We start from the raw sequence: 19,751 nt of genomic DNA, 5'->3' as shown, positions 1-19,751 counted from the left end.
CCGTGACCACCGCCATGACCCGCCGCCGTCGGCCGTAGCTGCCGCGGACCTCCAGGACGAAAGCAGAGAGCCCTTGCTGACCGTCGACTTTTCCCGATTCCCGCTGGCGCAGGGCGACCGCGTCCTGGACCTGGGCTGCGGCGCGGGCCGGCACGCCTTCGAGTGCTACCGGCGCGGCGCGCAGGTCGTGGCGCTCGACCAGAACGCCGAGGAGATCCGCGAGGTCGCCAAGTGGTTCGCCGCGATGAAGGAGGCCGGGGAGGCCCCGGCGGGCGCCACCGCCACCGCCATGGAGGGTGACGCGCTGGCCCTGCCGTTCCCCGACGAGAGCTTCGACGTCGTCATCATCTCCGAGGTCATGGAGCACATCCCCGACGACAAGGGGGTGCTCGCCGAGATGGTGCGGGTGCTGCGGCCCGGCGGGCGGATCGCGGTGACCGTGCCGCGCTACGGCCCGGAGAAGGTCTGCTGGGCGCTCAGCGACGCTTACCACGAGGTCGAGGGCGGCCACATCCGCATCTACAAGGCCGACGAACTCCTCGGCAAGATGCGTGAGGCGGGCCTGAAGCCGTACGGCACCCACCACGCGCACGGGCTGCACAGCCCCTACTGGTGGCTCAGGTGCGCCTTCGGCGTCGACAACGACCAGGCGCTGCCGGTCAAGGCGTACCACAAGCTGCTGGTCTGGGACATCATGAAGAAGCCGCTGGCCACGCGGATGGCCGAGCAGCTGCTCAACCCGGTCATCGGCAAGAGCTTCGTCGCGTACGCCACCAAGCCGCACCTGCCGGAACGGGCCGCCGGCCCCGTCGCCACGGACGTCACCGCCGCCCCCGTCGCTGAAGCTGACGCTGCCGCCTCCGGGGCCGCCAAGTGACCACACCAGGACGTACCGAACGCCTGGTCCTGCCCGGAGTGCTGACCGCCGAACAGGCGGCCCGCACGGTCGCCGGCATCCTGGCGACCCAGCGCGAGGACGGCGCCATCCCCTGGTTCCGCGGCCACCACCTCGACCCGTGGGACCATACCGAGGCCGCCATGGCCCTGGACGCGGCCGGCGAGCACGAGCGCGCCGAGGCCGCGTACGACTGGCTGGCCCGGCACCAGAACCCGGACGGCTCCTGGTACGCGGCCTACGCCGACGGGAACGCCGCCGCCCCCACCGACCGCGGCCGCGAGACCAACTTCTGCGCGTACCTCGCCGTCGGCGTCTGGCACCACTACCTGTCCACCGGCGACGACACCTTCGTCGACCGCATGTGGCCCGCCGTCTACGCGGCCGTCGAATTCGTCCTCGACCTCCAGCAGCCCGGCGGCGAGATCGGCTGGAAGCGCGAGGACGACGGAACCCCCGTCACCGACGCCCTGCTGACCGGCTCCTCCTCCGTCCACCAGGCGCTGCGCTGCGCGCTCGCCATCGCCGAACAGCGCGAAGAGCCCCAGCCCGACTGGGAGCTGGCCCTCGGACGGCTCGGCCACGCCATCCAGCACCACCCCGAACGCTTCCTCGACAAGGCGCGCTACTCCATGGACTGGTACTACCCGGTCCTCGGCGGCGCCCTGCGCGGCACCGCCGCCAAGGAGCGCATCGAGTCCGCCTGGGAAGACTTCGTGGTCCCCGGCCTCGGCGTACGCTGCGTCCTGCCCAACCCGTGGGTCACCGGCGGCGAGAGCGCCGAACTGGCCCTGGCGCTCTGGGCGATGGGCGAGTCCGACCGTGCCGTGCAGATCCTCAAGTGGGTCCAGCACCTGCGCGCCGACAACGGCATGTACTGGACCGGCTACGTCTTCGACGACGACGCGGTCTGGCCCGAGGAGCAGACCTCCTGGACGGCCGGATCGATGCTGCTGGCCGTGGCCGCGCTGGGGGAGACGAGGCCACCACCGCCGTCTTCGGCGGCGAACGCCTGCCGACCGGACTCGACCCGGACTGCTGCCGCTGACGCGTACGGAGGGGCGCCCCGGTGCTGCCCCTCCTCACCGCTCGATCCGCCGGATACGGGCGGCCAGCGCGTGCCCGACGCACAGGTACACGAGCGCGGGCAGCCCGTAGTTCAGCAGCGTCCGCAGCCAGTCGGCGTCGAAGGTGAAGAGGTTGTAGGACCAGCCCGCCAGCCACCGCGCCGCGCCCTGGACGAAGTGCACCAGGTCGTTGGCGCGGTTCGCGTCGAGCAGGTACATCGCGATCCACAGGCCGAGGATGACGGCCGTGACGTCCGCGACGACGGTGACGGCCGTGGCCGCGTGACTGCTTCCGTACCGGTGTCTCCTGGACATGCCAGCCGGGTAGCCGTACGGGCCCGCGATAAACAACTCCGCGCCCTGCGCGCGCCGTTCGCGGATATCCGGAGGTGGCATCCGCTCCTACCCGTTACTGTGCGACCCATGACGACCATGAACGGAACACTCGACCACGACCGCTACTGCGCCGAAGTCCTCGTGGAGGGCGACCGGTTCCGGGAGACCATCCGGGGCGCCGACCTGACGGCGGCCGTACCGACCTGCCCGGACTGGACCCTGGAAGACCTCGTCCGGCACGTCGGCGGCGCCTACCGCTGGGCCGCCATGACCGTACGGACCCGGGCCACCGAGATGGTGCCCTACGAGACGGTCCCGGAGGCCAAGGGCCCGTCCGCCGACGACCCGGCGGCCCTGGACGCCTGGCTGGAGGAGGGCGCACGGCTGGCCGCCGAGGCGATGCGCGAGGCGGGCCCCGACGCGCCGGTCTGGGCCTGGGCCCCGGGGCAGCCGTCCGGCTTCTGGCCCCGGCGGCTGACCCACGAGACGATCGTCCACCGGGCGGACGCGGCCGCCACCACGGGCGCCGCCTTCCCCCTGGACCCGGCGGTCGCCGCCGACACGATAGAGGAGTGGTCCCAGCTGATGTGCCTGCTCCCCACCCTCCGGCCCGGCCACGCCCTCAACACCCTCCTCGGCTCCGACCGCACCGTCCGCCTGCACGCGACCGACACCCCGCCCGGCGCCCCCGCCGACTGGCTCCTCGACTTCACCGGCACCACCCCCGCCTACCGCCACACCCCCGAACCGGCCACCGCCACCCTCCAGGGCCCCGCCGCCGACCTCCTCCGCGTCTACTACCGCCGCCTCCCGCTCGACACACCGGGCATCGAGGTCACGGGCGACCGGGCGTTCCTGGAGGAGTGGCTGGGGATGGCGGTGTTCGGCTGACCCACCGGCCACGGCGCCCGGCAACGCGACCGGGCGCCGGCTTCTTCGCGGCAGGCCGGGCGCCCGGTCTCTGCTGGTCAGGCCGGGCGACGGCCTCTTCGGGGCAGGCGGCGTGCGGGGCGAAGGACAGCGACAGCTCGTCCGAGTCGATGGACAGATCGAGCTGCGCGTCGAACGCACCCGCCAGCCGGCGCAGCAGCGGCAGCGTCGGCACGGTGCCGCCCCTTCGATCCGCTCGACCTCGTCCTCACCGAGCCCCGCCCGGCGCGCCAGCTCACTCACCGACATCCCGAGCGCACCGCGCACGTCGAACACCGCCTGCCCGAGCGCGATCGCCGCCCGCGCCTCCACGTAGGCCGGGTCACTGTGGTGCTCTTCCGGCACCTGCCACTGGGTGTGGTACGGGGCTTCCATGGCGCGAGGCTAGGAGCGCAGGTGGCAGGGCGGCGGATGGAAAGGGGGTGGTTCACCCGCTCGTGTGGGGGTGTGTGGTGGGGTCAGCCGTTCAGCTCCGCCAGTGCCCGCAACGTCTTCAGGTCGGGGGACGTGACGAGGAGGTCGGTCACCGGGCCCTTGCGCCAGGCGGTGAGGCGGTCGGCGAGGCGGGGGCGGGGGCCGATGAGGGAGATGTCGTCGGCGAAGGTGTCGGGGACGGCGTGGACGGCTTCGTCGCGGCGGCCCTGGAGGAAGAGGTCCTGGACGCGGTGGGCCGCTTCCTCGTGGCCCATGCGGGACATCAGGTCCGCGTGGAAGTTGTGGGAGGCGTGGCCCATGCCGCCGATGTAGAAGGCGAGCATGGCCTTGACGGGGAGCAGGCCCTCGGCCACGTCGTCGCAGAGCTGGGCGCGGGCCATCGGGGCGACGAGGAAGTTCTCGGGGGCGTCGGCGAGGGACGCCTCGTAGGCGTCGGTGCGGTACGGGGACCAGTACAGCGGGAGCCAGCCGTCGGCGATGCGCGTGGTCTGGGCGATGTTCTTGGGGCCCTCGGCGCCGAGGAGGACGGGGAGGCCGGGCCGGCGGGGGTGGGTGATGGACTTGAGCGGCTTGCCGAGGCCGGTGCTGTCCGGGCCGCGGTAGGGGAGCGGGTGGAAGCGGCCGTCGAGCGTCACCGGGGCTTCCCGGCGCAGCACCTGGCGGACGATGTCCACGTACTCCCGGGTGGCGGTGAGCGGGCTCGCGGGGAACGGGCGGCCGTACCAGCCCTCCACCACCTGCGGCCCCGACAGACCGAGCCCGAGCAGCATCCGGCCGCCGGACAGATGGTCCAGGGTGAGGGCCTGCATCGCGGTGGCGGTGGGGGTGCGGGCGGCCATCTGGGCGATGGCGGTGCCCAGCTTGATCCGGGACGTGTGGGCGGCGATCCAGGTGAGGGCGGTGAAGGCGTCGGAGCCCCAGGCTTCCGCGGTCCATACGGAGTCGTAGCCCAGCCGTTCGGCCTCCTGGGCGAGTTCGACGTGCCGGGGGTCGGGGCCGCGGCCCCAGTAGCCGAGCGCCAGTCCGAGTCGCACGGTGGGCCCCTTCCGGGACGGCCGACGGGAGGGAGGAGAAGTGACAGGCGGGCAGGCCGACTTGGCGGTCGGTGCACTGTACGAGGGGCGGGAGGCGAAAGGAAGGCCGGGTACGGCGACGGCCCCTCACCCGGAGCGGGTGAGGGGCCGTACGGCGCGGGCGGCGGCCGGTGTCAGCCGCGCTGGATGCCGGTCGTGTCCTGGAGGACGCCGCGGCGCCCGTCCTGCGTCTGCGCGATGAGCGCCTGACCCCGCTGGTCCACGGCCAGGTACCACGTGCCGGGCGCCAGTTCGGCGATCGGCGTGGGCGCGCCGTCCTCGCCGTACAGCGGACGCGCCACCGGCACCGCGAACCAGAACGGCGCGAAGTCCGCGGCGGGCGCCGGCTGCTGCGCGGCGGCCGGGGAGGGCTGCTGCCCGCCGTACGACTGCGGGCCGGGCTGGGCCTGGGCCTGCCCCGGCTGCGGCTGGCCCTGGCCGGGCTGCTGGGCGCCCGGGTAGCCGTACCCGCCGTGGCCCGGCTGCTGCTGGTGGGCACCGGGGTAGCCGTAGCCCTGGCCCGGAGCCGCGCCGTACGGGGACGGGGTCTGCGGCCGCGGGGCCGGGACGAGGCCGGCCTTCAGAGCCGGTACCAGCGGCGTGGCCACGGCCGCGGCGGCCAGCACGAGCGCGGCGATCAGGCCGAGGATCAGGCCGGCGCCCGCACCGCCGCTGTTGACCGTCGTCCAGAAGGCGAACCAGGCGACGAACACGGTCCACGCGACGCCGAACTGCCCGAGGTCGAGCCCGGCGACCTTCAGCGGCTGCGGCAGGGCGCGGGCCGCCACGATCAGGGCGGCCGCGATCACGCCGGCCAGGAACATGCCCATCAGCAGGGACAGCGAGTCCCAGGCGTTCGTGGACGTGATCTTCGGGCAGAAGCTGCCGGTGCAGTCGGATCCGTCGTACGAGCTGATGTCGAGAAACGAGGCGATGAACAGCAACACCGCTGCTCCGATCACCACGCCGTCGCCTCTAGTGAGGGAGCGGATGTTCACGTAAGGGTCCTTTGTCGGTTCCGGTGTTCTGGTCTTCGCTGTCGCTGCCGTAAGCGCTGGTGGGCGCGTGGCGAGGCACGGGGTGGCCCCCCATCGTAAGGGGGAACCTACCGCCGGATCCTGTGGGCCGTCTTGTAGGTATCGGTCAGGTATCGAGTCGGTATCGGCGCCGCCCGCTAGCGGGTCAGGAAGCCCGTAATGCCCTCGGCGATCCCGCGGGCCGCCTTTTCCCGCCATTGCGGATCGGTCAATTGCGCGGCGTCCTTCGGGTCGCGCATATTGCCGCACTCCAGGAACACCTTGGGAATGCCGGAGAGGTTGAGGCCGCCGAGGTCGGACCGGACGACCAACCCGGTACCGCCGCCCAGGTAATTGGCCGGCGCGCTCCCGGTGGCCGCCACGAAGCGGCCCGCCAGGCGTTCGCCGAGCTCCCGGGACGGGCCGACGATGGCGGAGGTGTCCGCCGCGCCCGCGGTGACCCGGGCGGGCAGGATCACGTGGAAGCCGCGGTTGCCGTCGCCCGCCCCGTCGGCGTGCACGGACACCGCGGCGTCGGCCTTCGCCTCGTTCCCGGCGCGGGCCCGCTCGTCGACGCACGGGCCGTACGGACGGTCGCCGTCCTGGGTGAAGACGACCTTGGCGCCCTCGGCCTGGAGGAGGGTACGGGCGCGCCGCGCGACGTCGAGGGTGAAGGACGCCTCGGCGTAGCCGTCGTTGGTGGAGGTGCCGGTGGTGTCGCACTCCTTGTGCGCGTTGCCGACGTCCACCTGGCGCGCGATCTCGCGGGTGTGGTCGCGGTTGTGGAGGTTGTGGCCGGGGTCGAGGAGGACGACCTTGCCCTGGAGCCGGGTGCCGGCCCGGCCGCCGGGCCCGGCCTGGTCACCCTTGCCGTCACGGTCTCCGCCGGTTCCGGCGTTCCCGCCGTCCGTCCGGTCCGGTCCGCCGTCGCCGGGAGTGCCGTCCGTGCCGGGCCGGCCGTCGGGGGAGGCCGGGGTCGCGGCGGGCAGGGCCCTGGGGGGCTTGTCGCCGCCGTGCCCGCTCGCGGACCGCCAGATCAGCCAGCCCGCGGCGCAGGCGGCCAGCAGTGCGGCCAGGACGACGACGAGGGTGCCGCCGAAACGGCGGCGCGGGGGGAATGTACTGCCGTTCGTCACATCGCGATCGTAGTGGTGAGGTCAGTGTCCTTCGCCGGTACGACGCAGCACGTGCAGCGATCCCTGTACCGACATTTCGGTGAAGGCGCCGGATTCCAGGGCGCGCCGGTAGACGCGGTACGGGGCCTGGCCGCCGTCCGCCGGGTCGGCGAAGACGTCGTGGATGACGAGCAGCCCCCGGTCGCGACGTGCGGCGCCCAGCCCTCGTAGTCGGCGGTGGCGTGCTCGTCGGTGTGGCCGCCGTCGATGAAGACCAGGCCGACGGGGGTGTTCCAGAGCGCGGCGGCCTGCGGGGAGCGGCCCACCAGGGCGACGACGTGGTCTTCCAGCCCGGCCGCGTACAGCGTGCGGCGGAAGGCGGGCAGGGTGTCCATCAGGCCCACCTCGGGGTCGACCACGGTCGGGTCGTGGTACTCCCAGCCGGGCTGCTGCTCCTCGCTGCCGCGGTGGTGGTCGACGGTGACGGCTGTCACGCCCGCCGCGCGCGCGGCGTCGGCGAGCAGGATCGTGGAGCGCCCGCAATAGGTGCCGACCTCGACGAGCGGCATCCCCAGCGCCGCCGCCTCGCCGGCCGCCGCGTAAAGGGCCAGCCCTTCGTCGAGCGGCATGAACCCTTTTGCCGCCTCGAATGCGGCGAGTATCTCCGGCTTGGGGGTGTTCGCGGCGGCCATGGGGATTCCTCCTCGGTCGTACGGTCACCGGAGTGCGGCGGTGACTCATAACGACGGATCGTACGTGCCGTTAATGCGCGGGACGGGCGGGTGGGTGTTCGGTGCCGGGAGGGGGAACGGCGGGTCGGCGGGGAATGGGGCGGGGAATTCCGGAGTCCGGGGAATGCGGCGGTGGGGCAGGTTGCGGGGAATCCGGAGGGGGTGGAGTTCGGAGGGGGCTAGGAGTTCGGGGGTGGGGACGTGTGGGCGGTGGCACCGTACGGCAGGGGGCGCCGCGTGGTCGAGGGCGCCGTGCGGGCGACGGTGCCGTACGGCCGGTGGCGCGGTCCGGGAGTGGGGCCGGCCGGCCCCACGCGGTCAGGCCCATGCGCTGCCCCGTCTGACCTACCGTCAGTTTTGAACGTGTTCTAGTCTGCCCGGCATGGGCATCGGAATCACACCGGAGCAAGGGGAGCTGGCCGAGGCGGTACGGGGGTGGGCGGCCCGGGCCGTGCCTCCGGAGGAGGTGCGCAAGCTGCTCGACGCCGGGCCCGCCCGTCACGGCCGCCCCGCGTACTGGGACGGGCTCGCCGAAATGGGCCTGCTCGGGCCGCACCTGCCGCAGGAGTGCGGCGGGGGCGGCGGCGAACTGCTCGACCTCGCCGTCGTGTTGGAGGAGACCGGCCGTGCCGCGCTGCCCGGCCCGTATCTGCCCAGCGTGCTCGCCGCCGAACTGCTGCGGCGCGGCGGCGCCCCCGATCTGGCGCGGGCCCTGGCCACCGGCGAACGCATCGGCGCGGTGGCGCTCGGCGCGGGCACGCTCCGGGCGGCCGCGACGACGGACGGGTACGTGCTGGACGGCGCCGCGCCGCCCGTCCTCGGCGGCGGCGACGCCGACCTGATCATCCTGGCGGCGGCGGAGACGGAAGCGGCGGAAGAGACCGCCCCCGACGACCCGCCCGCCGACTCGCCCACCGGCCCGTCCGCCGCACCGCCGCGCACCCTCTGGCTCGCCGTGGACGCCGACGCCCTCGCCGTACGCGTGCCGTCCGCCGCCGACCCGACCCGCCCGGCCGCACGCGTGACGGCCGAGGGCGTCACGGTCCCGTCCGCGCGGCTGCTGGACATCGACTCCGCCCTCGTACGGGACCTGGCCGCGACGCTGTTCGCGGCGGAGGCGTGCGGTACGGCGGACCGGGCCCTGCACACCGCCGCCGAGCACGCCCGCGTACGCGAACAGTTCGGGCGGCCGATCGGTCAGTTCCAGGCGGTCAAGCACCTCTGCGCGGACATGCTCTTACGCGTCGAGCAGGCCCGCGCCCTGGCGTGGGACGCGGCGCGCGCCGCGGACGAGGCCCCGGCGACCCGCGGCATGGTCGCCGCGCTGGCCGCCGCCACCGCCCTGGACGCCGCCTTCACCTGCGCCAAGGACTGCATCCAGATCCTCGGCGGCATCGGCTTCACCTGGGAGCACGACGCGCACCTGTACCTGCGGCGCGCGACCGTGGCCCGCCAACTGCTGGGCGGCGGCGCCGAACACCGGCTGCGGGCGGCCGGGTACGGCGCCGGGGGCGCCCGGCGCGAGCTGCGCGTGGACCTGCCCGAGGAGCGGACGCGGGAGGCGGCCCGGTACCGCGAGGAGGCCCGCGCGGTGATCGCGGAGGTGCGCGGCCTGGACCCCGGAGCCGTACGCCGTGAGCTGGCGCCCACCGGGTACGCGGCGCCGCACCTGCCCGCCCCGTACGGTCTGGGCGCCGGCCCCGTACAGCAGCTGGCCGTACAGCGGGAACTGCGGGACGCGGGGGTCCGGATCAGCGATCTGGGGATCGCCACCTGGGTGGTGCCCTCCCTGATCACCTACGGGACGCCGGAGCAGAAGGAGCGCCACCTGCTGCCGACGCTCCGCGGCGACCAGCTGTGGTGCCAGCTGTTCTCCGAGCCGGAGGCCGGGTCGGACCTGGCGGCGCTGCGTACCCGGGCCGAGCGGGTGGACGGCGGCTGGCGGGTCAACGGCCAGAAGGTGTGGACCTCGGCGGCCCAGTGGGCGGGGTACGGCATCCTGCTCGCCCGGACGGCCCCGGAGGTGCCGAAGCACCAGGGCCTGACCTTCTTCCTGGTCGACATGTCGGCACCCGGCATCGAGGTACGGCCGCTGCGGGAGATCACCGGCGACGCGCTCTTCAGCGAGGTGTACTTCGACGACGTCCTGCTGCCGGCGGATGCGGTGGTGGGGGAGGTGGACGACGGCTGGACGGTGGCCCGGCACACCCTCGGCAACGAACGCGTCCACATGGTCGACCAGGTGACTTTCGGCACCGGCCTGGAGGCGCTGATCGAGCGGACCGCCGGACTGGACGGCGCGGTACGCGAGCGGATGGGCGCGCTGGCCGCCGAGGCGCACGCGCTGGCCTGCATCGGGCTGCGCACCACCCTCCAGCAGGTGGCGGGACGGGAGCCGGGCGCCGGTGCCAGCATCCGCAAACTGGTGCAGACCGCGCACCAGCAGAAGGTCGCCGAGCTGGCCCTCGAACTCCTCGGCCCGGAGGGCGCGACGGGTGAGGGCGAAGCGGAACGCGCCCTGCACGGCTTCCTGATGTCGCGCTGCCTGACGATCGCGGGCGGTACGACGCAGGTGCAGCTGAACGTCGTCGCGGAGCGGCTGCTCGGCCTGCCCAGGGATCCGGAGCCGCGCCCGCTGATCTGACCCGTTACCCGGAGACCCGTTACCCGGAGACCCGGACGCCCGGACAGCAGGGCCCGGGGACGCCCCGAGGAGGAGGACGGACATGGCCGGCAAGGCGTACATCATCGGCGTGGGCATGACGAAGTTCGAGAAGCCGGAAACCCGCGACTGGCAGTACTGGGACATGGCGGGGGAAGCGGGCGGCAAGGCCCTCGCCGACGCGGGCATTCCGTACAACGCCGTGGAACAGGCACCGGTCGGCTACTGCTACCAGGCCTCCACGGCCGGCCAGCGCGCCGTCTACGAACTGGGCCTGACCGGCATCCCCGTCTACAACGTCAACAACAACTGCGCGACCGGCGCCACCGCGCTGATGATGGCCCGGCAGTTCGTCGCCTCCGGCCTCAACGACTGCGTACTGGCGCTCGGCTTCGAGAAGATGAAACGCGGCGTGCTCGGCGGCGGCGCGGACAGCGGCGACTTCGCGGCCTCCCCGGTGGCCCGCCACTACGCGGTGATGGCCGCCGCGCACGGCTTCGAGATGACCCCGCCCACCGCGCAGCTCTTCGGCAACGCCGCCCGCGAGCACATGGACCGGTACGGCACCACCGCACGCCAGCTCGCCGCGGTCGGCGCCAAGAACCACCGGCACTCGGCGGACAACCCGAACGCCCAGTTCCAGGACGTGTACACGGTCGAGGAGATCCTCGCCGCCCGGACCGTCCACCGGCCGCTGACCAAGCTCCAGTGCTCACCGACCTCGGACGGCGCGGCCGCCGCCGTCGTCGCCTCCGAACGGTTCGTCCGCGAACACGGCCTGGCCGACCGGGCGGTGGAGATCGCCGGGCAGGCCATGACGACCGACACCCAGGACAGCTTCGCCTCCGGCTCCTGCATCGACGTCGTCGGCCGCCCGATGTCCCGGGCCGCCGCCCGCCAGGCGTACGAGGCGAGCGGCCTCGGCATCGAGGACGTGGACGTGATCGAGCTGCACGACTGCTTCTCGGTCAACGAACTGCTGACGTACGAGGCGCTCGGCATGTGCGCGGACGGCGAGTCCGGCAAGCTGGCCGAGGACGGCGCCACGACCCACGGCGGCCGGTGGGTGGTCAACCCGTCCGGCGGCCTCATCTCCAAGGGCCACCCGCTCGGCGCGACGGGCCTGGCCCAGGCCGCCGAGCTGGTGTGGCAGCTGCGCGGAACGGCGGGCGCCCGTCAGGTACCCGGCGCGCGCGTCGGCCTCGCGCACAACATCGGGCTGGGCGGCGCGGCGGTGGTGACGCTGCTGCGGAAGGGGTGAGGGCCGGAGCCCCGGGGCCCTCGCCCGCCCCGGTCACCCGGCGGCAGCGCGCGCGGGATCGTTGGTCCTGCGTTCGGTCAGGTCGCTGACGCGCCCTTCACCGTCCATACGCAGGTCGAGCCCCGGAGGGAGGAGGACCTTGCCTTCCTGCCGACGCCAGTAGACGTGCCAGCCGCGGCCGGCCTGCCCGTCGTCGCGCGAGACATGGATCTTCGCGTTCTTCAGCCACCCGGGCGCGTACCGGCCGGCGTACGCCTCGGCGATCCGCACGGCATCCGGGCCGGTCGCGGGCCGCGGCTCGGTGCCCGGCACCGCGAAGGCCTGGCCGGACGCCACGTCCGCCGGGGGCATCGAGGCGGTGAACTCGCTCTGGTCCGGCCAGCTCAGCTGGGCCGCACCGGCACCGAAGAAGGCGGTGACGGTGCCGGTACCGTCCTCGCCGAGCGTGACGCTGTGGTCGGTCGCGCGGTACGCGCCACCGAAGGCGGCCCGGAGCCGGCCGTCGATCGCGGCCTTCTGTTCCGCCGTGGCCGCCACGGCGCCCACCGTGCGGCCGACGACGCTGAACTCGGTGAAGGAGAACAGCAGGGCGCCCATGACGACCGCCGCGACTCCGCCGCCGAGGAAGACTCTTCCGGTCGCGCCGGGGGACAAAGGGGTAGCGCGGCCGAACCTCGCGAGGACGGTGCCGGCCGCCGTCCCGAGCAGCGCGCCGAGGCCGTTGGCCACCAGGTCGCTCGTGTCGCACGCCCGTCCTATCGGGGCCAGCGCCTGAGCCGTCTCGATCGCGGCCGGGAGCAGGAGGCCGAGCGCGGCGGTCAGAACCGGACGTCCGGTGGCGAGGACGCCGAGCAGGCCGAACGGCACCAGCATTCCGAAGTTGAGCAGCCCCTGCGTCTGCCGGAAGGGCTCGAAGACATCGAGGTTCACGGTGCAGGACGCCGCTTCGCCTCCGTCGCCGGTGCTCCACAGCGTCAGGGCGAGCGTGGCGGTCGTACAGGCGCCCCACAGTCCCCAGGCAAGGAGGCGGGAGCGTTTCCTGCGGGCGACGGCGCAGATCACCGCGCCCACGGCGCAGGAGAGAACGACGGCGAGGGCGACGAACAGCCCGTGCCCGCTGAAGACGGCGGTCAGCGTACGACCGGGGCCGGGCCGGGGGTGGCGATCGCGGCCACGGTGGGCAACGCTGAACGGCTGGGTGATGCCGCAGGTAATGCCGCAGGTAATGCCGTACGGCTGCGTAGGCGCATGGTGTCTCTCCTGGCAGGTGAGGGCGCGCGTGGTCGGCCGCGCGCTCCCGGTGATCAATGACGGTAACCCTGAAGGGCGCGGACGCGCGGATACCGCCTCGTCCGGCCGGGACCTCCGGCCCGGCCCTGCGACCTTCGGCCCGGACCCGGTGACCTTCGGCGTAGGCCCGCCGACCGGCCACCTCCGGGCCGATAATCCGATGCCGCCGACGCGTGTCAGGTGCAACTATGGAGACCATGCCCCCGACAGCCACCCCCGCCACGCTGCCCGGAAACGCCCGCCGTACCCCGCCCGTCTGGCTGGTGACGCTGCTGGTCTGCGCCGGGCAGTTCCTCGTCGTCCTCGACGTCTCGGTCGTCAACGTCGCGCTGCCGAGCATGCGCACCGGCCTCGGGCTCAGCGAGCTGGGGCTGCAATGGGTGGTCAACGCCTACGTGATCACCTTCGCCGGGTTCATGCTGCTCGGCGGCCGGGTGGCCGACCTCTTCGGGCGCAAACGGATATTCGTCGTGGGGCTCACCCTCTTCACCGTCGCCAGCCTGGCGGGCGGCCTGGCGCAGGAGCCGTGGCAGCTGATCGCGGCCCGCGCGGTGCAGGGCATCGGCGCCGCGGTGCTCTCCCCGGCCACGCTCACCATCCTCACCACCGCGTTCCCCGCGGGCCCGGCCCGGACCCGCGCCATCGCCACCTGGACCGCGGTCGGCGCGGGCGGCGGCGCCGTCGGCGGCCTGGTCGGCGGCGTACTCACCGAGTACCTCTCCTGGCGGTGGGTGCTGCTGATCAACGTGCCGGTCGGCGCGCTCGTGCTGGCCGGGGCGCTGCGCTGGCTCACCGAGAGCCGGCGCGGCGAGGGGCGCCGGCTCGACATACCGGGCGCCCTGCTGGTGACGGCCGGCCTCGCGCTGGTGGCGTACGGCATCGTGCAGACCGAGTCGGACGGCTGGACCTCCGCGACCGCGCTGCTGCCGCTGGCCGCCGGCCTGCTGGTGCTCCTCGCCTTCGTGGCCGTCGAAGCCCGTACGAAGGCACCGCTGATGCCGCTCACGCTCTTCCGGCTGCGCTCGGTGTACGCGGCGAACAGCGCCATGGTGCTGGCCGGCGCCGCGATGTTCTCCATGTGGTACTTCCTCTCCCTCTACGTGCAGAACGTCCTCGGCTACACCCCCTCGAAGCCGGCCTCTCCTTCATCCCGCACTCGCTGAGCATCGTGCTGGGCTCCAAGATCGCGCCGCGCCTGATGAAGCGGGCGGGCGCCAAGACGCTGGCCGTCACGGGCGCGCTGGTCTCCGCCGCCGGCATGCTCTGGCAGGGGCAGATGGACGCCGACGGCACGTACCTCGGCACGCTGCTCGGCCCCGGCGTCCTGATGGCCTTCGGCGCGGGCCTGACCGCCACCCCGATCGCCTCCATCGCCACCTCCGGCGCCGCCCCCTCCGACCAGGGCCTGGTCTCCGGCCTGATCAACACCTCGCGGCAGATGGGCGGCGCGCTCGGCCTGTCGGTCCTGTCCACGGTCGCGGCCACCCGCATCGCGGCGGACCACGGCGGCCGGGCCGCGATGGCCGCCGGGTACGGCCTCGCCTTCCAGGTCGGCACGGTCGTCCTGCTGGCGAGCGTGCTCCTGATGGTCCTTGCCCTGCCGCGCCGACCCGAGGACGCCCACCATGACTGACCCCGCACCCGTGCCCTCCGCTCCCGCCGCCCCCGTCCCGGCGTTCCCCGCCACCGGCCGCCGCGTCCTGGTCAGCGGCGCCTCGCGCGGCCTCGGCCGGGCCGTCGCCCACGCCTTCGCCGCGAACGGCGACCGGGTCGCGGTGCACTACGGATCGCGGCGCGCCGACGCCGAGGAGACCCTCGCCGCGCTGCCCGGCAGCGGCCACGTCCTGCTCGGCGCCGACCTCGCCGACCCGGCCGGTGCCGCCGCGCTGACCGGGGCGGCCGTCGAGGCGCTCGGCGGGCTCGACGTCCTGGTGAACAACGCCGCCGTCAACACCCCGCACCCGCCCGCGACCACGCCGTACGACGACTGGACCGCCGCCTGGCAGCAGCACGTCGCCGTCAACCTGCTCGGCACGGCCCACCTCGGTCACGGCGCGGCCCAGGCGATGATCGCGCAGGGCACCGGCGGCCGGATCGTCAACATCGGCTCCCGCGGGGCCTTCCGCGGCGAACCCGACCATCCCGCCTACGGCGCCACCAAGGCCGCCGTGCACGCCCTCGGCCAGTCGCTCGCCGTCGCCCTCGCCCCGTACGGCATCGCGGTGGCCTCCGTAGCGCCCGGTTTCATCGACACGGACCGGGTGGCCCACCGCCTGACCGGCGCCGAGGGCGCGGCGATCCGCGCGCAGAGCCCGTTCGGCCGGGTCGCCACGCCGGAGGAGGTCGCGGCCGCCGTACGGTGGCTGGCCTCCCCGGAGGCGCAGTGGAGCTCGGGCGCGGTGCTGGACCTGAACGGGGCGTCGTACCTGCGGACGTGAGCGGCCGCCGGACGTCCGTCCCCGCCGGAAGCCTTCCCTCCGCCCGGGCGCGGTGGCACCGTCCGCGGCATGGCGAACATCCCCGCGGATCTTTCGTACACCAAGGACCACGAATGGGTCCGGGTCAGAGGCGATCAGGTCACCGTCGGCATCACCGACCACGCGCAGCGGCAGCTGGGCGACATCGTCTATGCCGAACTGCCCAAGCAGGGCGAGCGGTTCGAGGCGGGTGACGCGTTCGGGTCGCTGGAGTCGGTCAAGGCCGTCACCGAGGTCTACGTACCGCTGACCGGTACGGTCCTCGTGGTCAACGACACCGTCAACGACGCCCCCGAGCAGATCAACGACGAGCCGTACGGCGCGGGCTGGCTGATCGTCCTCCGCCTGTCCCGGCCCGCCGAACTCGACGCGCTGATGGACGCGAAGGGCTACGAGAGCTATCTCCAGGAGGGCACGGAGAGCTGACGGCCCGGCCCGCCGCTACAGCCAGCCGTTCTGGCGGGCGGTACGCGCCGCCTCCATACGGTTGCGCGTGCCGGTCTTGCCGATGGCGCCGGAGAGGTAGTTGCGCACCGTCGCCTGCGACAGGTGCAGCTTCCCCGCGATGTCGGCGACGGTCGCCCCGTCCACGGACGCGGTCAGCACATCGCGCTCACGCTGGGTCAGCGGATTGGGCCCCGCGCTGAGCGCGGCGGCGGCCAGCCCCGGGTCGATGACCCGTTCCCCGGCCAGCACCCGCCGGATCGCCGCCGCCAGCTCCTCCACCGGCCCGTCCTTGACGAGGAACCCGGAGGCGCCCGCCTCCATCGCCCGCCGCAGGTACCCGGGCCGCCCGAACGTCGTCACGATCAGCACCTCGCAGGACGGCAGCGCCTCCCGCAGCTCCGCCGCCGCGTCCAGCCCGCTGCGGCCCGGCAGCTCGATGTCCAGCAGCGCGATGTCCGGCCGCGCCTCCAGCGCCGCCCGCACGATCTCGTCCCCGGCCGACACCTGGGCGACGACCTCCATGTCGTCCTCCAGGTTGAGCAGCAGCGCGAGCGCGCCCCGCATCATTCCCTGGTCCTCGGCGAGAAGGACTTTCACGCATGTGTCGGCCTGCTCGCCGCCCGGGTCGGTCATGGGTCAAGCCTAACCAGCGCGCGGGCGGGCCCTGGTCACGGTGCGGTCATGCGGTCATGCGGCCCCAGCGCTGTCGCCGGACCGGGCGGCCGGGACCCGTACGGAACGGGCCCCGGCCGGCGTTCGGCTCGGATCAGGGGGCCGGGCGACCTCACACGGGCGTCGCGACGCCCTCGCGTGCCACCGACAGGACGATGTCCCGCAGCCGCTCGACGTAGAGCCGCAGGCTGCCGTACGCGGCGTCGGTGTCCGGGTAGCGGCCGGCGAACTGCAGGCCCTCGTGGAGCCTGGTGATCCACGCGCACACCTGGTCGCCGTACGAGACCCGGATCAGCCCGTACGCCTTGAGGTGCTGCCACTGTTCGGAACCGGGGACGTCGCGCGCGTCGACGAACGAGACGATCGAGTACAGGTCGGGGGACGTGGGCCGGAAGTCCGAGCCCAGCAGCCGGAGCACGCGGGCGAGGGGGATCCGGGACAGCGACCGGTTCTCGCGTAACGCGGTACGGACCATCCGCATGGCGGTGTCGAAGTCCGGCGCCTGGCCCACGGGCACCTCGATCGGCGCGCCGCCCACGTACCAGCCCACGGAGTCCGACCACCGGGACTTCGCCCGGGTGTGGAAGGGCACGACGGTGCGGTACACCGGGTGGCCGCCGACGTCGCGGACGATGAGGCCGGTGGCGGCGAGGACGCCGATGAAGCTGCCGCCGTACGGACGGCAGTACGCCTCGAAGGCGGCCGCCGCGGCGTCGTCCACCAGCATCTCGTGCAGGAACTTCTGCGTGGGCAGCGGGCCGGCGGGGTCGAGGCCGAGGTCGAGGGGAAGTTCGGCAGCTTCCCGTCGCACTGGGCGATGAACTTCCGCCAGCGGGCGACGATCTCGTGCGTGTCGTCGACCTCGTCGGCGGTGCTGCGTTCGGTCGCGCAGAAGTCGACGTAGCTGGCGACGGGCGCCGAGTCCACGGTGCGGCGGTCGAGACCGGCCGCGTAGAGCTCGTGGATCTCGGCGGTGATCCGCTGGATGGAGTACGCGTCGACGTTGCTGTGGTCGAACGCCATGTAGACACTCGTACTGTCGTCCCGGACGACCGCGGCGAAGATGAAGTTCGGCCAGCTGAGCGCGTCCGCCGCGATGTCGAATCGATCCTGCAGATGCTGGGTCAGCGCCGCCGCGTCGGTGAAGTCGCCGGCCTCCGTACGGTGCAGCACGACGTCGCCGGCGTCGAGCGTGAACCGCTGCATCTCGTCACCGGCCCAGCGGAAACCGCTGCGCAGCGTCTCGTGCCGGAGGGTCCAGGTCCGCAGCGCCTCTTGCAGGACGTCGAGGTCGGCTCTCTGCGGTATGTCGAAGGCGGTGCCGAGCCAGGTGGGGACGAACAGCCCGTCCTCGCGTACCGATCGTGCCGTGCGCACGTGGGATTCCTGGATGTAGGCGGGCGGGCGCGCATCGTTCGGCAAGCTCGTGGCGGCCTCGACGACCGCCGGGTGCAGGGTCCACTCCACGAGGCGTCCGGGCCGTACCTCGCAACGCTGGATGTCGGTCATGCGCACAGGGGTTCTCCGTTCGTAGTCGCGGGAACTCAGCTACAGGTTGTCCCGGACGGGGCGGGAGTTATCCCATGAGAGCGAAGTTGCACCGTGGGGCGGAACTGTGCGGTAAGGACACGCTAGCGCCTCGTGGGCTCCTCGCCGCCCAACGGCAGCTCCGCCACCAGCCGGAATCCCCGGCGGCCGTCCGCCCCGGCGTCCAGCGTGCCGCCGGCGGCCGCGAGGCGTTCGGTGAGGCCCTTGAGGCCGGTGCCGCCGGTGGTGGCGGGTGCGGCGGACGGGGCGGGGCCGTGGCCGTCGTCGGTGACGGTGAGGCGGGCCCGGTCGCCGGCGGCGTCGGTACGGACCTCGATCTCGCAGCGGGTCGCGCCGCTGTGCCGCACGGTGTTGGTGACGCCTTCGCGCACGACCCAGCCGAGCAGCGCGCTCGCCTGCGGGGGCAGCGGCGGGCCGGACTCGCGTACGACGGGTTCGATGCCGGCGGCCTCCAGGGCGGACCGGGCGCGGTCCAGCTCGGTGCTCAGACTGCCCTCGCGGTAGCCGGTGACCGCCTCGCGGATCTCGGTGAGCGCCTGGCGGCCCACCGCCTCGATGTCGGCGGTCTGGGCCAGCGCCGCGTCGAGGTCGCGCGGCGCGAGCCGCCGTACCGCCTCCGCCTTGACCACGATCACCGACAGGGTGTGGCCGAGCAGGTCGTGCAGGTCCCGGGAGAAGCGCAGGCGTTCCTTCTCCACGGCGGTGCGGGCCAGCTCCTGGCGGGTCGCGTCGAGCTGCTTGACGGTGTCGAAGAGGCTCAGGACGGTGGCGGTGACCATGCCGGAGAGGAAGGTGCCGTAGCCGATGGCGGCGGCCTCCCAGTGGTCGCCGACGAGCCGGCCCGCGATGGTGCCCGCGGAGCCGCTGAGGACGAACAGCAGGATGAAGTGGGGCTTGCCGCGGATGGCCCGGACCGCGCCGGAGGCCAGGGACAGGAGCGGGAAGAAGAGCAGCCAGGAGTGGCCGAAGGTGATCGAGATGGCGTAGGTGACGGCGGTCAGGGCGGCGAGGCCGTACACGGGGACGCGGGAGTCGCGGTAGCGGGGGTTGAAGGCCGAGAAGACGACGAAGATGTAGATCGAGTTGAAGGCGAGCAGGCCGAGGCCCGCCAGCCAGGTGTTCTGCGACTTGCCGCTGATGATGTTGGACAGGGCGCCGACACCCATCAGCAGCCACGGCAGGAAGGTGAAGGCGCGCGGGCCCTTGTCCTTGGCGGAGGTGTCCTTGGCGGGGGCGCTCCCGTCGCTCGTCCCGGCCCCGACGGCCCTGTGCGGCTCGATGGGTACGTCGAACAGGCCGGACCAGCCCGGCCGGGGCTGCTCACGGGGGCGGCGCCGGCCGGGCCGGGCCCGCCCGCCGCACGCGTCCTGCGCCTCCTGACCGTCTCGCCCGTCCCGTCCGTCCGCTTCGGTCTGCCGGTTCCTGCGCACGTTCCGTACTGCCTCTTCCCTGTTCCGCGCCGCTGTCCGCGCTCTGCCGACGACGCTATCGACGCCGTCCGCGGCCTCGGCAGGGGTGAATGTACGCGGTCGGTACCGACAAATGTCACAGAGACGGGCGGTGGGTGCACCGCGCCTACCTGACGGTGCGTCAGGGGGTTCCGGGCTCCCGCCGGATCGGCTATACATGGGAGCCGTCGGATAGAACGCGTTCTAGAACGGCGGGCCGGGCGCCGTGGCCGGCCCCGTACCGCCCGGACCGCCGACGCGACGGCCGACCGCAGGCGACCCCGGCACGGCCGACGGTGCGGACGGCCGGGCCGGGGTCTTCCCACCGTGGTGAAGGAGCAGCAGCCC

Annotated in this window: 14 protein-coding genes and 4 pseudogenes; 9 read left to right on the top strand and 9 right to left on the bottom strand. The window is 73.5% G+C overall.

Annotation, left to right across the window (positions count from 1 at the left end; genetic code table 11):
• Window positions 1–73 precede the first annotated feature (73 nt).
• The gene (locus tag ACEXOX_RS16125) at window positions 74–877 is read left to right on the top strand and encodes a class I SAM-dependent methyltransferase (protein ID WP_406521404.1); all 804 of its coding nucleotides are present in this window, start codon (window positions 74–76) and stop codon (window positions 875–877) included.
• Window positions 874–1,943, top strand: a pseudogene (locus ACEXOX_RS16120) (prenyltransferase/squalene oxidase repeat-containing protein). Before ACEXOX_RS16125 ends, ACEXOX_RS16120 begins: the two are co-directional and overlap by 4 nt.
• A 34-nt stretch (window positions 1,944–1,977) precedes the next feature.
• Here the strand turns inward: ACEXOX_RS16120 and ACEXOX_RS16115 are convergent.
• Window positions 1,978–2,277 carry a hypothetical protein gene (locus ACEXOX_RS16115; protein WP_406526364.1) on the bottom strand — a complete coding sequence of 100 codons (300 nt, stop codon included), beginning with the start codon at window positions 2,275–2,277 and terminating at the stop codon, window positions 1,978–1,980.
• 108 nt (window positions 2,278–2,385) lie between these two features.
• Here ACEXOX_RS16115 and ACEXOX_RS16110 point away from each other — a divergent pair, with 108 nt between their 5' ends.
• Both ACEXOX_RS16110 and ACEXOX_RS16105 read left to right on the top strand, forming a co-directional pair.
• Complete coding sequence (locus tag ACEXOX_RS16110; RefSeq protein ID WP_406521403.1) at window positions 2,386–3,189, top strand: maleylpyruvate isomerase N-terminal domain-containing protein; 804 nt, start codon at window positions 2,386–2,388, stop codon at window positions 3,187–3,189.
• 112 nt (window positions 3,190–3,301) lie between these two features.
• Window positions 3,302–3,544 (top strand): hypothetical protein, encoded by a 243-nt coding sequence (locus tag ACEXOX_RS16105; protein ID WP_406521402.1) that lies wholly within the window; start codon window positions 3,302–3,304, stop codon window positions 3,542–3,544.
• 142 nt (window positions 3,545–3,686) lie between these two features.
• On the opposite strand, the gene ACEXOX_RS16100 is transcribed toward ACEXOX_RS16105, so the two are convergent.
• The 4 genes and pseudogenes from ACEXOX_RS16100 to ACEXOX_RS16085 form a co-directional block, all read right to left on the bottom strand.
• Window positions 3,687–4,697, bottom strand: coding sequence for an LLM class F420-dependent oxidoreductase (locus ACEXOX_RS16100; protein ID WP_406521400.1), 1,011 nt, complete (start codon window positions 4,695–4,697; stop codon window positions 3,687–3,689).
• A gap of 173 nt (window positions 4,698–4,870) precedes the next feature.
• Complete coding sequence (locus tag ACEXOX_RS16095; protein WP_406521398.1) at window positions 4,871–5,734, bottom strand: DUF5336 domain-containing protein; 864 nt, start codon at window positions 5,732–5,734, stop codon at window positions 4,871–4,873.
• 176 nt (window positions 5,735–5,910) lie between these two features.
• Window positions 5,911–6,888, bottom strand: a complete 978-nt coding sequence (locus tag ACEXOX_RS16090) for an N-acetylmuramoyl-L-alanine amidase (protein WP_406521397.1) — start codon at window positions 6,886–6,888, stop codon at window positions 5,911–5,913.
• A gap of 21 nt (window positions 6,889–6,909) precedes the next feature.
• Window positions 6,910–7,559, bottom strand: a pseudogene (locus ACEXOX_RS16085) (class I SAM-dependent methyltransferase).
• Window positions 7,560–7,980: 421 nt separating this feature from the next.
• Here ACEXOX_RS16085 and ACEXOX_RS16080 point away from each other — a divergent pair.
• Window positions 7,981–10,242 carry an acyl-CoA dehydrogenase gene (locus tag ACEXOX_RS16080; protein WP_406521395.1) on the top strand — a complete coding sequence of 754 codons (2,262 nt, stop codon included), beginning with the start codon at window positions 7,981–7,983 and terminating at the stop codon, window positions 10,240–10,242.
• A gap of 82 nt (window positions 10,243–10,324) precedes the next feature.
• Complete coding sequence (locus tag ACEXOX_RS16075; protein ID WP_406521393.1) at window positions 10,325–11,521, top strand: lipid-transfer protein; 1,197 nt, start codon at window positions 10,325–10,327, stop codon at window positions 11,519–11,521.
• A 33-nt stretch (window positions 11,522–11,554) separates the two neighbouring features.
• Here the strand turns inward: ACEXOX_RS16075 and ACEXOX_RS16070 are convergent, their stop codons facing one another.
• Entirely contained in the window at window positions 11,555–12,829 is a 1,275-nt protein-coding gene (locus tag ACEXOX_RS16070) for a VanZ family protein (RefSeq protein ID WP_406521391.1), read from the bottom strand.
• Window positions 12,830–12,999: 170 nt separating this feature from the next.
• Here ACEXOX_RS16070 and ACEXOX_RS16065 point away from each other — a divergent pair.
• The 3 genes and pseudogenes from ACEXOX_RS16065 (at window position 13,000) to gcvH (ending at window position 15,714) form a co-directional block, all read left to right on the top strand.
• Window positions 13,000–14,444 (top strand): annotated as a pseudogene (locus ACEXOX_RS16065) (MFS transporter).
• On the top strand, window positions 14,437–15,249 hold the full coding sequence (locus tag ACEXOX_RS16060; protein WP_406521389.1) for an SDR family NAD(P)-dependent oxidoreductase: 813 nt from the start codon (window positions 14,437–14,439) through the stop codon (window positions 15,247–15,249). Before ACEXOX_RS16065 ends, ACEXOX_RS16060 begins: the two are co-directional and overlap by 8 nt.
• A 69-nt stretch (window positions 15,250–15,318) precedes the next feature.
• The gene (gcvH, locus tag ACEXOX_RS16055; protein ID WP_406521387.1) at window positions 15,319–15,714 is read left to right on the top strand and encodes a glycine cleavage system protein GcvH; all 396 of its coding nucleotides are present in this window, start codon (window positions 15,319–15,321) and stop codon (window positions 15,712–15,714) included.
• Between the two features lie 15 nt (window positions 15,715–15,729).
• Here gcvH and ACEXOX_RS16050 read toward each other — a convergent pair whose 3' ends face one another.
• The 3 genes and pseudogenes from ACEXOX_RS16050 to ACEXOX_RS16040 form a co-directional block, all read right to left on the bottom strand.
• Entirely contained in the window at window positions 15,730–16,368 is a 639-nt protein-coding gene (locus ACEXOX_RS16050; protein ID WP_406521386.1) for a response regulator, read from the bottom strand.
• A 151-nt stretch (window positions 16,369–16,519) separates the two neighbouring features.
• A pseudogene (locus ACEXOX_RS16045) lies at window positions 16,520–17,916 on the bottom strand (condensation domain-containing protein).
• A gap of 122 nt (window positions 17,917–18,038) precedes the next feature.
• The gene (locus ACEXOX_RS16040; RefSeq protein ID WP_406526363.1) at window positions 18,039–19,235 is read right to left on the bottom strand and encodes a sensor histidine kinase; all 1,197 of its coding nucleotides are present in this window, start codon (window positions 19,233–19,235) and stop codon (window positions 18,039–18,041) included.
• Window positions 19,236–19,751: the final 516 nt, after the last annotated feature.

The organism is Streptomyces sp. Ac-502, from assembly GCF_045222935.1.
GTDB classification, from domain to species: domain Bacteria; phylum Actinomycetota; class Actinomycetes; order Streptomycetales; family Streptomycetaceae; genus Streptomyces; species Streptomyces monomycini.
The sequence above is the reverse complement of the archived record's forward strand: the minus strand, read 5'-3'. Positions and strand labels throughout refer to the sequence as shown.

What these genes read in the sequence shown, in the direction of transcription:
- ACEXOX_RS16115 (WP_406526364.1), bottom strand. Translation starts at nt 2,277, where the DNA reads ATGTCCAGGAGACACCGGTACGGAAGCAGTCACGCGGCCACGGCCGTC.
- ACEXOX_RS16110 (WP_406521403.1), top strand. Translation starts at nt 2,386, where the DNA reads ATGACGACCATGAACGGAACACTCGACCACGACCGCTACTGCGCCGAA.
- ACEXOX_RS16080 (WP_406521395.1), top strand. Translation starts at nt 7,981, where the DNA reads ATGGGCATCGGAATCACACCGGAGCAAGGGGAGCTGGCCGAGGCGGTA.
- ACEXOX_RS16075 (WP_406521393.1), top strand. Translation starts at nt 10,325, where the DNA reads ATGGCCGGCAAGGCGTACATCATCGGCGTGGGCATGACGAAGTTCGAG.
- ACEXOX_RS16060 (WP_406521389.1), top strand. Translation starts at nt 14,437, where the DNA reads ATGACTGACCCCGCACCCGTGCCCTCCGCTCCCGCCGCCCCCGTCCCG.
- gcvH (WP_406521387.1), top strand. Translation starts at nt 15,319, where the DNA reads ATGGCGAACATCCCCGCGGATCTTTCGTACACCAAGGACCACGAATGG.
- ACEXOX_RS16050 (WP_406521386.1), bottom strand. Translation starts at nt 16,368, where the DNA reads ATGACCGACCCGGGCGGCGAGCAGGCCGACACATGCGTGAAAGTCCTT.